The sequence below is a fragment of the Streptomyces sp. CA-181903 genome, from assembly GCF_050937075.1.
GTDB lineage: Bacteria > Actinomycetota > Actinomycetes > Streptomycetales > Streptomycetaceae > Streptomyces.
This window is the reverse complement of the sequence record NZ_JBNJLY010000001.1, coordinates 4433168-4445432: the sequence shown is the minus strand read 5'-3', so window position 1 is coordinate 4445432 and position 12265 is coordinate 4433168. Positions and strand designations below refer to the sequence as shown.

Genomic DNA, 12265 nt, shown 5'->3' with positions numbered 1-12265 from the left:
GGCGGGCGGCCGGGACCGGTGCCCGCCGGCCGACGGTCTGCGGTGATCTCACGCGGGCGGCCGCTCGTCCTCCAGCAAGCCCCGCAGCTTCTCGCGCAGCTCCGGCGTGTCCTCGTGCCGGTGCACGGAGACGGCGTGCTCGGCCGCGGCCCGCAGGACCTCGTCCTCCTCGCCGGAGATGGTGAGCGTGCAGTGCGACTCGCTGGGGTACTTGCGGCAGTCCGCCACTTTCCTGGTCATCTCGGCCTCCCGGGTCCCGAACGAACCGGATCGGTACTTCCCAGCGTAGGACGCGGCCGAGGCGCACCTCAGTCGCCGAGCACCCGCCTCACGTGCGCGGCCAGTGCCGCGCGCAGCCGTTCCGGATCCTGGCCGCGCTCGCCGACGAGGTGCTCGACGAGGTCGGCGCGGACGGCCGCCAGCAGCGCGTGGGCGGTGAAGGACGCGTCATCCCCGCCCCCGTCCCCGCCCGGCAGCCGCCGCAGCGCGTCCGCGAGCACGTCGTGCCACCACCCGTAGTGGCCCGCCGCGTAGGGGCTGCCGGCGCCGGCCTCCTCCAGCGCGAGGGCGAGGTGCCGGTGGTCCAGCTTGAAGCGGAGCAGGGCGTCGAGCAGGGCGGGGACGCGTTCGCGCGGCGGGGTGTCCGGGCCGAGCGGCGGCGGGCCGGACTCCACTGCCTCCCGCAGGGAGCCCGTGCGGGCCTCGACGACGGCCCGGATGAGGCCCGTACGGTCGCCGAACCGCCGGAAGAGCGTGCCCTTGCCCACCCCCGCAGCCGCGGCGACGTCGTCCATCGAGACGCTCCGGGGGCTCTCGGAGCGGGCGAAGAGGGCGTCGGCGGCGGCCAGGACGGCTTCCCGGTTGCGGACGGCGTCCGCGCGGGGGCCGCGTTGGGTTTCGCGTGCGGTCATGGGTCTCCCGGCTCCTGTCCCCGTGCGCCCGGCACGGAACCCTTGCTAAGCGGACCAACGGTCCGTTACGTTGAAGCGGACCGCCGGTCCGCCTATTCCGGTCCCCATCCTAAAGAGGACACCGCCATGACCCCACCCCACCTCACGGACGCGCCCCCGGACGCCGCCGCCGTCGTCCGCCGCGGCCTGGACCTGCTGCTGGCGAAGGACATGGGCGGCTGGGCCGGCCTCTGCCACGACGACGCGGTCGTCGAGTTCCCCTTCGCCCCGCCCGGCTACCCCCGCCGGCTGGACGGCCGGGCGGCCGTCGAGGCGTACGTGGCCGACTACACGGACCACATCGACCTGCACGCGTTCCCCACCGTCGAGATCCACCGGACGACCGCGCCGGAGACCGTGATCGTCGAGATGCGGGCCACCGGCCGGACGGTCGCCACCGGCGAGCCGTACGTCATGGACTACATCGCCGTGGTGACCGTCCGCGACGGCCGCTTCGTCCGCTACCGGGACTACTGGAACCCGCTCGCCCTGCCCGGCTCCACCCTCGACGCCAAGTCCGTCCCGGCGGACGCGGCATGACCGCCGGGACGATCCTCGTCACCGGCGCCACGGGGACGACGGGCAGCCGGCTGACCGCCCGGCTCACCGCGCTCGGGCACCCCGTGCGGGCGGCGTCCCGGACGCCCGCGGACGGGTCGCCCGGCTTCGACTGGTACGACCCCGCCGGCCACGAGGCCGCCCTGCGCGGCGTCGACCGCCTCTACCTCGTCCCGCCCGTCGCCGAGCCCGACCCCGCCGCCGTGATGCTGCCCTTCCTCGAACGCGCCCGCGCGGCAGGCGTGCGGCGCGCCGTGCTGCTGAGCTCGTCCGCGCTCACCGCCGGCGGGCCGGGCGCGGGGAAGGTCCACGAGGCGCTGGCCGGCGGCCTGTTCGCGGAGTGGGCGGTGCTCCGGCCGTCCTGGTTCATGCAGAACTTCGGCGGCGGCCACGCGCACGCCCGGAGCCTTCGCGAGCGCGGGGAACTGGTGACGGCGACCGGCGACGGGCGCGTAGCCTTCATCGACGCGGACGACATCGCGGCCGTCGCCGCCCGCGCCCTCACGGACCCGGCGGCGCCCTGCCGCGACCTCGTCCTCACCGGTCCGCGCGCCCTCGGCTACACCGAGGCGGCGGCCGTCGTCGCGAACGTCACCGGCCGCCCGGCCCGCCACCGGCCCGTCCCCGCCGCCGAGTTGCGGGAACGGCTGATCGCGGACGGGCTGCCCGAGCCGTTCGCGGCGCTCCTGACGCGGCTGGACGAGGACATCGCGGCGGGGTCGGAGGACCGGGTGACGGACGAGGTACGGCGGATGACCGGGCGCGACCCGCGCGACTTCCGCGCGTTCGCGGCGGAGGCGTTCGCGCGGGGCGCGCTGGGTGTGCCGGGCGGGGTGGGCGCGCGGGCCTCCGCTTGGCGCTGACGCGTCGCGGCCGGGCGCTCCGCGGACGCCACGCCCCGGCGGGCGCCTCGCTTCCGACAGGCCCCTCGCTCCGGACGGACGCCTCGGAGAAGGGGTCGGCGGGAGCCCGGGGAGACGCCCCCGGGCCTCCCCCAGAGGACGCGCCCACGTCAGCCCGGCTCAGCCGCGCTGCGCCCGCTCGTATACGGCCTTCGCGACCGCGCCGAAGCGGGGGCCGGACATCGTCCGGCTGCCGTCCGGGGAGTCGCCGTGGCTGTTGACGGACACCAGCGTCCCCAGCCCGGACTTGGCGTCGAAGCCGGCCAGCCAGGGGCCGCCGCTCGATCCGCCCGCCATGTCGCAGGGGATGACCACCTCGTCGTCGGGTCCCGCCTTGGTCGTCCCCGTGCAGGTCAGCAGTTCCTCGCCGCGCTGCGGGCGGGACGCCGGGTAGCCGAAGGACGTCACCTTCTCGCCCGGCTTCCGGTCGAACGCGATCGGCTGGCCGCCGACCGTGTCCGTCAGCTTCCGGCCCTTGACCGGGTCGACGGTCAGCGCGGCGACGTCTCCGACCGCGTCCTTCGCCCAGGAGGCGGGCGTCACGGTCGCGGCGACCGGGAAGACGCCGTACGGGCGCTCCCCCTTGTCGTAGCCGGGCACGAACACGAGGTCCGTGTACGTGTTGACGGGCGAGGCCGGCCGGCGGACGCAGTGTGCGGCCGCCATCACCACGGAACGGTTGCCGCTGCGGACGGCCGTGGCCGTGCACCAGGTGTCGTCGCCGTTGGCGTTGACGAAGAACAGCCGCCCGACGGTCTTCATCCGCGGGCCCTTCCAGGGCTTCGCCAGCGGACCGGTCTTCCCCAGGTCCACGGCCCGGCCGGTCTTCCGCATCCGCTCCGGCGTCCAGTAGGCGAGCGCCTCCGCGCGCTCCTTCGCCGTGTACGCCACCTCGGCGACGGCCGGCGCGGCGGCGTTCCGGCCGGTGACACCGGAGGAGGCGGCCGGGGCGGCCGAGGCGGAGGCGGGAGCGGCAACGGCCGCAGCGGTGACGGCCAGAACGGCGGCGGCGAGCCCGCGGCGGGCGGGACGGGGAGCACGCATGGGGAAGGTGGTCTCCTGACGGGACGCGAGGGGCGGTTGTGTCGGGCAGGGAGACGAGGGCGGAGGCCGCGCGGTTCCTCGGGCGCGCCTCCACGGCGTCGGCCCCGCCCCCGCCTCAGCCCACGCGCGGCAGCGACTCCCGCAACTCGGCGAAGAGCGTCAGGAACACCTCGTAGTCCGGCACGTTCCCCAGCTCCCGGGTGCGCTTCTTCGTCCAGCCGCCGGCCAGCTCCACCGTCACCCGGCCCTCCTTCACCCGGGCCGGCCCGACGAGCCCCCAGGGCACCGGCTTCTTGCCCTTCCAGATCAGGCCGCCGGGGCTGAGGCCGAAGTCCCCGAAGGTGACCTCGTACCCCTGCCTGAGCCGTTCCCGGTCGGCCGGCAGCCGTCGGGCGGCCACGTGCCTGCGGAGCGCCTCACCCATCCCGTAATACCGGTATCCGTGGTTGCCCTCGTGCTTGTAGTAGGCGTCGAGCCTCAGCGGACCGCCCTCCACGCAGGCGATGGTGTAGGTGAAGTACGTCGCGTCGTAACGGCCGTTGTACGTGCGCCGGGTGACCTTCGCCGTCACCTCGGTCATGTCGTCGAGGTGGAACGCCAGCGCCGGTTTCCCGTGGTTGTGGCGGACGACGCCCCTCGCGAACTCGTAGACCCTATTGGCCTTCTTGGGGGACAAGCCGTTCGTCAGCGCGTACACCTCGAGCAGTTCCCCGAGGTCACGGCGTTCGGCGGCCTCCCGAGCCTCCGGCGTGAAGACCCGCCAGTCGCCTTCCCTCGGCAGCATCATTTCCGGCATGCGGCACCCCCGTGCGTCCGATCGGATACCGGGCAGCGTAGCGCCGGAGGGGCGCGCCCGTCCCGCCCGCGCCGGTTCCGCACCACCCGGGCTCGCGCGTCGGGAGAACGCGCCCGCGCCGTCGCCCGGTTCGCCCCGACACCGTACGCGGCGGCGGAGGGCGCCCCGCCCCGCCGCACCACCGCGTACGGCCTCATCCGCCGTAAGCGCCCCTCGTCACGGCGCCGTTGCGCACGGGCGTCAGTCGAACCACCGGTCCCGCGCCAGTTCCGCCGTCCGCGACGGGTCCTCCAGCAGCGCGGCGGCCTCGAAGCGGCGAGACCAGTGGCCGGCCGCCCAGGCGAGGCCGGCGGCCACGCCCTCCAGGGTGGTGGCGTGCAGGACGCCGTCCGGGCCGAGGCGCCAGTCCAAATCCACGCCGTCCACGGTCAGTTCCTCGTGTTCGACGTAGCTCGTCGGCGCGTTCGGGAGCAGGACGCGGACGCCGTCGGGGACCTCGCGCGGTTCCCCGGCGCTCGCCTCCACCACCGCGGGCACCGCCTCGCTCAGCCGTCGCACCTGCAACAGCTCCGCGAGGTCGGCGGCGCGGTCCGGGCGGACGGGGAGCAGCGGCAGGCCGGCGGCCAGCGGGAGGAGGTCGGGGGCATCGGCGACCAGCGCGTCCGCCGCGTCGACGACCCGCACCTCGCCGTCGACGACGGCCCGCAGGTCGTCGGGGAGGGTCACGTCCTCGGGGTCGAGCGCGGCCAGCAGCCCGTAAAGGGCGTGCAGGCGGTCGGCGCGCACCGGGCGCTCGGGGTCGGCGAGGCGGGCCAGCAGCTCGGCGGCGCCGCCCGGTTCGTCCAGCAGGGCCGCGGCGGTGGTGCGGACGCCGAGGGCGCGCAGCACCTGCTCGTCCGCGAAGCCGGTCGCGTCCGCCTCCTCGTACAGGCCGTCCAGCAGCGGGTCGCCGCCGGCGGCGCGCAGCCCGGCCGGGCGGCGGCCGTCGAGGACCGGGTGGCCACGCAGCCACCAGGCGGTGTACGGGCGGACGCTCTCCGTCGTGCCGTCCGGCAGCAGGACGCGGACGGGCGTGGTGAGCGCGTCGCGCAGCGGCGGCCGGGACAGCATGGCGAGGGCCTGCGGCCAGGCGTCGTCGGCGACCAGGTCGAGGTCGCGGACGGCGGTGAGCTCCGTCGCCACGGGCGGCACGGGTGTTTCGGGGAGCCCGTCGAGGACGTCCTCGCACCAGACGTCGACGGCGTCCAGCAGCCCGGCGTCGTCGGGCTCGGGGAAGTCGCCGTCGCGCGGCTCCAGTTCGTCGGGGTCGAGGACGACGTCCGTCGCCCGGACGAGGGCGAAGTCCGCGAGGACGCCGACGGCGGTGAGCGGCCGCTCGCCCCAGCGCTCGGCGAGCGCGGCGTCGCAGGCGGCGAGTTCGCCGGGGCGGATGACCTGCTCGAACGGGCTGCCGGGGAGGACGAGTTCTCCGGCCGGGGCGAGTTCGCCGTCCTCGTCGGGCAGGGCGAGCGCGGCGAGCCACGGCTCGTCGCCGGGCGCGAGGCCGGCGTCGCGGACGAGCGCGAGCACGGTGTCGGCCAGCTCGTCGGGGTCGAGCGCGTCCTCGTCCCACGCCTCCGCCGCGTCGAGGGAGTGCGCCACCGCGGCCCGGACCTGCGGGGTGGTGAGCACCGCGCGCGGCGAGGACGGCGTGGCGCCCAGCTTCTCCAGCAGCGGGTGGGCCGCCGCCGGGTGGGCGATCTTCAGGCCGAGCCGGGACAGCCGCTCCGCGCCGGACGCCGCCTCGGCGTCGGCGGGCGGCAGCAGCACCTGGCGGGGGCCGATCGCGGTGCGGTTGCCGTCGGCGAGGGGGACGGGCAGGCCGCTCAGCCGGTCCGGGTCCACCCCGGCGAGGCTGTCGTACAGCCGCCACCACCACTCCGCCGTCCGCTCGACGCCCGCAAGCCGGTCGATGGTCTCCCCCAGCGACACCCGCGCCACACCGAGCGCGCGCAGCTCCTGGCGTCGCTCCAGCCCCGCCGGCAGCAGGCTGCGGAACAGCTCCCCGAGCACGGCCACGGTGTTCGCGCCCGCGCCCTCCACGATCTCCGCCTCGGCGGGCCGCAGCGCGTACGCCTCCTCACCCTCCGGCGCGGCGGACGCGCTCGGCAGGAACGCCACCCTCGGCAGCCGCTCCAGCACCAGGCTGCGCAGCTCCGCGTCGAGTGGGCTCTGCGCCAGCGGCGACGGGACGAGGTCGAGGATCCCCGCCGACACCGGACGCCACTCGCGCAGCAGCGCGGTGTACGCCTCGGCGGCGCGGCCCACGAGGAAGTCGGTGAGCGGACCGGGCGCGGCGTGCCGGCGCGTCGGGTCCATCGGGAACGTGGCGATCAGCAGCGCGGGCAGGCCCAGCGGCTCGTCGGTGGGCGTCGGGGCGTGCAGCACCGGCGCGGTCCGGGGGCGGGCCGGGGCGCCGTCCGGGCCCACGGGGACGGCCCAGGTCAGCGCCCAGTTCGGGCGCAGCCGCTCCTCGACCGGGCGGTCGGCGAGCAGCGCCGGGTCCAGCCGGCCGCCGGCCCGCTCGACGCGCCAGCGGGTGGTCTCCCCCGCGCTGTCCTCGACGACGACGTGCCCGGCCTCCTGACGCGTCGTCAGGGTGCGGGGTGCCGCGCCCGGCAGTTCGACGACGAGTTCCCGCAGTCCGGGGAGGGCGAGCAGCAGGGCGTCGTCCACGCCCGCGAGCAGCCGCTCGGCCAGGTCCTGGGCAGCGCCGTCGCGCAGCGGCAGCACGACGACGGTGTCGTAGCCCTCGGGCGCCGCGCCCTCGGCGGGCAGCGGCAGCCGGAGCAGCGGGACGTGGCCCTCGCGACGCCGCAGTTCGTCGCCGAGCGCGGGCGCGTCGGCCGCGGCCGCCTCCGCGAGCCCGCGCGCCTCCGCCAGCGACCAGCGGACACCACCCGAACGGCTGAGGACGGCGGGCTCGTCGCTGACGGCGAGGACGGCCGCGAAACCGACGCCGAAGCGGCCCGCCGCGCTCGTCTCCTCCCGCTTGGCCGACGCCCGCAGCGTCGCCAGCGACTCCACTCCGGCCGCGTCCAGCGGCGCCCCGGTGTTCGCGGCCGCGAGGACGGCCGGGCCGTCGGCGTGCGCCGGGTGCAGCGTCAGCCGCAGCCGGCCGGGGACGCCCGCGCGGGCGGCGGCGTCGGCGGCGTTCTGCGCCAGCTCGACGACGAGACGGTCACGGTAGCCGCCGAGCGCCAGGTCCTCCTCGGCGTTGGCGTCCTCCCGGAACCGGGCCGCCGAAGCCGCCCAGGCGTCCAGCACCCCCGGCGGAGGCGGCCGGTACCGAACGGGTCCGTCGCTGTGCCGCTCACGTCGTCTCGTCTCCTCTGCGTGGAGCTCTGCCCACGGGGTGGGCCTTGCAAGGGTGAACGTACCGTGCGGGTGTTCGCGGGGGCGGCGGGGCGGGGTGGACCGGGGGCGGGGACGACGCGTCGCCGGTCCCCGTCACCCACGGGCGTCCCGGGCGCGCTCCGGCGCCTCTCCGCCGGACTCGTAAGGGTGACAGGGCGGTTGGGGCGGGTGGCGGCGGGGCAGATCGCCCCGTCAGGCGGGTCACACTCCCCGAGGCCGAAAGGGGAACCCCATGGCCACGGTCTCCATCCGCGATTTCTCCTTCGTCCCCGACCAGTTGACGGTCGCCGCGGGCGACACGGTCACCTGGACCAACGACGACGGCACCGACCACACGGTGACGGCCGACGACGGCTCCTTCGACTCCGGCCCCTTCGGCCGGGGCGGAACCTTCGCCCACACCTTCTCCCGGAGCGGGACGTTCCCGTACCACTGCGACATCCACCCGGAGATGCGGGGGACGGTCACGGCCGGCTGAGGACGGGCCGGCGGTGGCCACAAGCTCTCGGGCAAGCCCCCGCACGGCGACTCTACCGGCGGTAGAATCGCCGTATGGGTAAGCCGACAAGCATCAAGACCACGGAAGAGGTCCGCGATCGCCTGCGGGTTCTCGCGGCAGAACGCGGCACGACCATCACCGAGTTGCTGGAGGAACTCGCGGCGCGGGAACACACCGAAGCGGAACGGGAGCAGCGCGCCCGGGAAGCCGCGCGCGAGCTCGGCATCGAGTACACCGAGCCGGTGCAGCGAGCCGGCCGGGACGCCTGGGCTGCGATCCGCGCGCACCAGGGCACGGCCGCCGCGTGACCCTCACCGCCGTACTGGATCACACCGCTCTGGCCGCCCTGTACCAGGCCGATTCGTTCTTCACCGGCCTGTACATCGAGAGTTCTCGCGGCGGCGGCCGCCTCCTGATCCCGTCCTTGGCCGTCACGGCCGCCGAACGGCGCGTCGCGGGCGCGGGCAAGCACGCAGCTTCCCTGCGCTTCGCCGAGCCGGTCCCGTTCACGACAGCTCACGCCGTGGACGCCATGCGGTGGCCAGGCGCCGACTGGCCGGTGGCCCACACGGCCGCGATCGCCTGGCAGGCTGTCGCGGCGGGGGAGCCCGTCACTGTCCTGTCCCTGGAGCCCGGCCTGTACGCGGAGACCGGCATCACCCCGCTGGACCCCGGCTGACCGGCGGACCACCGCGTCCGTCCGGCGGTCGGTTCGCGGGCGGGACGCCCATGGGCGCGCCGGGGCGCGCCGCCGCCGCCTTCGCCAACGCCCCGCGTGAGCGCTACGCGTGCCCCAGGTCCTCGTCCGCCTCGTCGGACCCCCGCGCCGCGTCGCCCATCGGCAGCACGTCGACAACCGTCTCGTCGATGACCGGTGGCGCCGGGCGCGGCGGCTTGGGCATGACGGCGGCCTCCGAGTGGCCGCCGCAGCCGTAGGAGAGGGAGACGACGTGGCCGTCGGCCGCGCCGAACTCGTTGCCGCAGACGCCGAAGGCCTGGCCGAGGGAGCCGCCGATGGGGATGAGGAAGCCGCAGCTGACGCAGGGGGCGGGGGCGGCCTGGGCCATGGGCGTCTTGGCGCCGTGCGACTCGTCCCAGCGGTCGGCGGCGATGTGCAGGCCGTAGCGGGACAGGACGCGGGCGCGACGCATGCCGAGTTCTTCGGCGAGGGAGGTGAGGGAGCCGCGCGCGGGGGCGGTCGGCTGGGCGGCGGGCGGGCCGGGCGCCACCTCGGCGTCCTCGGCGTCGGCGAGGTCGGCCAGCTCGTGGGAGAGGGCCTCGGGGGCGATGACGGAGTTCGGCGGCGGCTCCTCGGCGCCCGTCCAGCCGGGCTCCAGCCGCAGGTCGTCGGCCTCGGTGGGCAGCAGGTCGCCGGGGCCGAGGTCGCCGGGGCGCAGCCGCTCGCTCCACGGCACCCATTCGGGGGCCAGGAGGGCGTCGGGGCCGGGCAGCAGGACCGTCTCGTCGAGCGTGACGTTCTTGGCGCGGGAGGCGCGGGCGACGGTGACGGCCCAGCGCCAGCCGCGGTAGCCGGGGTCGAGGCAGCGGAAGTAGTGCGTGACGACGCGGTCCCCGTCGGCGGTGACCTCGACGTGGTCACCGACCTGCCCGGGGTGCGCGGCCTCCTCGGCCGCCGTACGGGCCAGTTCGACCGCCTCGGCGCACAGGCGGTCCGGGGTACGGCTTCGCATCGCAGCACTCACAAGAATCGATTCTCTCTTCCACGCCGTCTCACGAGTGCGCCAGCCGAGCGGCCGGGTCGGCGGACGGAGCGGACCGGAGGACCGCGTCGACGTCCGCGCCCGAACGGCCTCGGGCGCACCTGGTCATGTCCATTCTGCGGGATCGAGACTCGGCGCGCGGCCAAGAACGACCGCTGGTGGCGCGTGGGGCACGCTACCCCGGGTGACCGCCCGGGGGATACCCGGGTTTCGGTGAGCTCCCCGCGCCGCTCCGGTACGCCCCCGGGAGCCCCCGGCCGAAGCGACCCGGCCGAGTGTGCCGTACTCCGCTCCAGGTGGGGCAAGATGACGTCGTGGGTGTCATCCGGTCAGCACATGGCGGTCCGCTCCGCCGGGGCGGCCGGAGCGTCGGCCGCGCCCTGCGCGCGCCCGTGGCGTTCGCCGCGCGCGGCGTCCGCAAGGCGACGCACGCGCACGGGGCGGGCGAGTCGGGCCTGGCCAAGCTGATCGAGCTGCACGCGGTGCACTCCGCGGGCGACATGCTCATCACGATCGCGCTGGCCTCGACCGTCTTCTTCTCCGTCCCCACCGACCAGGCCCGCGGCCGGGTGGCGCTCTACCTGGCGATCACCATGGCCCCGTTCACCCTTCTGGCCCCGGTGATCGGCCCGCTGCTGGACCGGCTCCCGCACGGACGCCGGGCCGCCATGGCCGCGGCGATGATCACCCGGGTGGTCCTGGCGCTGACCATGACGGGCGCGGTCGCCACCGGCGGCCTGGAGCTCTATCCGGCGGCCCTCGGGGTGCTGGTGGCCTCCAAGGCGTACGGGGTGGTGCGCTCGGCCGTCGTGCCACGGCTGCTGCCACCACGGATCTCGCTGGTGAAGGCGAATTCCCGGGTGACGCTGGGGGGACTGCTGGCCACGGGAGTGGCCGCCCCGCTGGGAGCGGGGCTGCATCACCTGGGGCCGGCCTGGCCGCTGTACGGCGCGTGCGTCGTCTTCCTGCTCGGCGCCTACCTGTCGCTGTCCCTGCCGCACGTGGTCGACTCGGCGAAGGGCGAGTCCCGCGCCCGCCTCGCGTCGGACGAACACCGGCACCACCGGCCCCGGCTGCCCCACCGCGCCCAGTCCCGCGCCCTGCCGCGACGGCCTGCCCCGAGCCGGCGCGGCCCCGGACCGTGGCGGGCGTGGCGGGAGCGGCGGGCACTGCGGGAACGCCGTCCCAAGCCCGGTCTCAGTACCGTCGGCCGCTCGGTGCTGCACGCGCTCCAGGCGAACAGCGCGCTCCGCATGCTGTCCGGTTTCCTCACCTTTTTCCTGGCGTTCCTGCTCCGCGTCCACCCGCTGAGCGGGCTGAGCCCGGCGTTCTCGCTCGGCATGGTCGCGGTGGCGGCCGGCGCGGGGAACGCCCTCGGCACCGCGATCGGCGCGCTGCTGCGCTCCCGCGGCCCGGAGAAGACGATCGCCGTCGTCCTCACCGCGGCCCTGGCCTCGACGGTCGTCGCGGCGGCGCTCACCAACGCGTTCTTCATCGTCCTCGTGGCGGCGGTGGCGGGCATCTCGCAGGCGCTGGGCAAGCAGTCGCTGGACTCGCTGATCCAGCGCGACGTCCCGGAGGAGGTCCGGACGTCCGCGTTCGCCCGGTCCGAGACGCTGCTCCAGATGTCGTGGGTGCTCGGCGGCGGCATCGGCATCCTGCTGCCGCTCAACGGCGTCCTCGGCATGGCGGTGGCCGCCGGCTTCCTGGCGCTGGGCGTGGCGACGGCCGTCCGGGGCCTGCTGACGGCCGCCCGGCGGGGTACGCCGCAATCGCGGGTGGCGTGATGCGCGGCGGGTGACCGGGCCCCCGCGAGTCACGTCCCCGGGGCCCCTCGCCGCCCCTCCCCACCCCCGCACACCACCCGATCCCCGACGGTCCGACGCGCCTCGCCGCACCCGCGCGACACGGGATTGACGTGGCCAGATAGCCTGCCCGCATGACCGCTGCGTTTTTCCGGGGCAGAAGCCGCCGCGTCGCTGCCGCATTCGGGGCCGTGACCTTCGGTGTCGTCGCCCTCTCCGCCTGCGACAAGCCGACTCCGCTGACGACGCTGACCGCCGACAAGTCCGAGGTCCACTCCGAGGCCGCCTGCTACGACGGCAAGGGGGGCATCGAGCAGTCCGACATCGCCGACTGCCTGGGCAAGGGCGGCAAGACCCTCAAGGTGCCCGCCGACGGCCTCCTGCACTTGGGCGTCGACCCCAAGGTCGCCAAGAAGGGCTGGTTCGTCGCCTCCGGCACCCAGCGGAGTGACGTCTCCACCCGGACGTACCGCACCCTGTCCGCCGCCTCCTTCCTCCAGCAGGGCACGGACGAGGCCAAGATCAGCATCTTCATGGTCGGCGACAAGAAGACGTACGGCGTCTGGAACTACACGCTGAAGAACGACAACTGAC

11 protein-coding genes and 2 pseudogenes are annotated in these 12265 nt (G+C 75.7%); 7 read left to right on the top strand and 6 right to left on the bottom strand.

Annotated elements, in window-relative coordinates; all coding sequences use genetic code 11:
• Positions 1-48: 48 nt before the first annotated feature.
• Together ACQEVS_RS19990 and ACQEVS_RS19985 are read right to left on the bottom strand one after the other, a co-directional pair.
• Positions 49-240 carry a DUF1059 domain-containing protein gene (locus ACQEVS_RS19990; RefSeq protein ID WP_433022233.1) on the bottom strand — a complete coding sequence of 64 codons (192 nt, stop codon included), beginning with the start codon at positions 238-240 and terminating at the stop codon, positions 49-51.
• A 68-nt stretch (positions 241-308) separates the two neighbouring features.
• Positions 309-911 (bottom strand): TetR/AcrR family transcriptional regulator, encoded by a 603-nt coding sequence (locus ACQEVS_RS19985; RefSeq protein ID WP_433022231.1) that lies wholly within the window; start codon positions 909-911, stop codon positions 309-311.
• A 126-nt stretch (positions 912-1037) separates the two neighbouring features.
• Here ACQEVS_RS19985 and ACQEVS_RS19980 point away from each other — a divergent pair, with 126 nt between their 5' ends.
• Positions 1038-1490 carry a nuclear transport factor 2 family protein gene (locus ACQEVS_RS19980; RefSeq protein ID WP_433022229.1) on the top strand — a complete coding sequence of 151 codons (453 nt, stop codon included), beginning with the start codon at positions 1038-1040 and terminating at the stop codon, positions 1488-1490.
• Positions 1487-2371, top strand: coding sequence for an NAD-dependent epimerase/dehydratase family protein (locus tag ACQEVS_RS19975; protein WP_433022227.1), 885 nt, complete (start codon positions 1487-1489; stop codon positions 2369-2371). The genes ACQEVS_RS19980 and ACQEVS_RS19975 overlap by 4 nt, the downstream gene beginning before the upstream one ends.
• A 159-nt stretch (positions 2372-2530) precedes the next feature.
• Here the strand turns inward: ACQEVS_RS19975 and ACQEVS_RS19970 are convergent, their stop codons facing one another.
• From ACQEVS_RS19970 to ACQEVS_RS19960, 3 genes and pseudogenes are all read right to left on the bottom strand, one after another.
• On the bottom strand, positions 2531-3454 hold the full coding sequence (locus tag ACQEVS_RS19970; RefSeq protein WP_433022225.1) for a trypsin-like serine peptidase: 924 nt from the start codon (positions 3452-3454) through the stop codon (positions 2531-2533).
• Positions 3455-3569: 115 nt separating this feature from the next.
• Positions 3570-4250: a DUF6585 family protein gene (locus ACQEVS_RS19965; RefSeq protein ID WP_433022223.1), complete on the bottom strand. Its 681-nt coding sequence runs from the start codon at positions 4248-4250 to the stop codon at positions 3570-3572.
• A gap of 240 nt (positions 4251-4490) precedes the next feature.
• Positions 4491-7606 (bottom strand): annotated as a pseudogene (locus tag ACQEVS_RS19960) (sacsin N-terminal ATP-binding-like domain-containing protein).
• 269 nt (positions 7607-7875) lie between these two features.
• On the opposite strand from ACQEVS_RS19960, the pseudogene ACQEVS_RS19955 reads away from it, so the two are divergent.
• The 3 genes and pseudogenes from ACQEVS_RS19955 to ACQEVS_RS19945 all read left to right on the top strand — a co-directional run.
• Positions 7876-8124: pseudogene (locus ACQEVS_RS19955) on the top strand (plastocyanin/azurin family copper-binding protein); the annotation flags it as partial.
• A gap of 74 nt (positions 8125-8198) precedes the next feature.
• A complete protein-coding gene (locus ACQEVS_RS19950) occupies positions 8199-8453 on the top strand; it encodes a ribbon-helix-helix protein (RefSeq protein WP_433022221.1) in 255 nt (84 codons plus the stop codon).
• On the top strand, positions 8450-8824 hold the full coding sequence (locus tag ACQEVS_RS19945; RefSeq protein WP_433022219.1) for a PIN domain-containing protein: 375 nt from the start codon (positions 8450-8452) through the stop codon (positions 8822-8824). The genes ACQEVS_RS19950 and ACQEVS_RS19945 overlap by 4 nt, the downstream gene beginning before the upstream one ends.
• A gap of 103 nt (positions 8825-8927) precedes the next feature.
• Here ACQEVS_RS19945 and ACQEVS_RS19940 read toward each other — a convergent pair whose 3' ends face one another.
• Complete coding sequence (locus ACQEVS_RS19940; RefSeq protein WP_433022217.1) at positions 8928-9836, bottom strand: DUF3027 domain-containing protein; 909 nt, start codon at positions 9834-9836, stop codon at positions 8928-8930.
• A 344-nt stretch (positions 9837-10180) separates the two neighbouring features.
• On the opposite strand from ACQEVS_RS19940, the gene ACQEVS_RS19935 reads away from it, so the two are divergent.
• Complete coding sequence (locus ACQEVS_RS19935) at positions 10181-11653, top strand: MFS transporter (RefSeq protein ID WP_433022215.1); 1473 nt, start codon at positions 10181-10183, stop codon at positions 11651-11653.
• Positions 11654-11805: 152 nt separating this feature from the next.
• A complete protein-coding gene (locus ACQEVS_RS19930) occupies positions 11806-12264 on the top strand; it encodes a DUF2771 domain-containing protein (protein WP_433022213.1) in 459 nt (152 codons plus the stop codon).
• Position 12265: the final 1 nt, after the last annotated feature.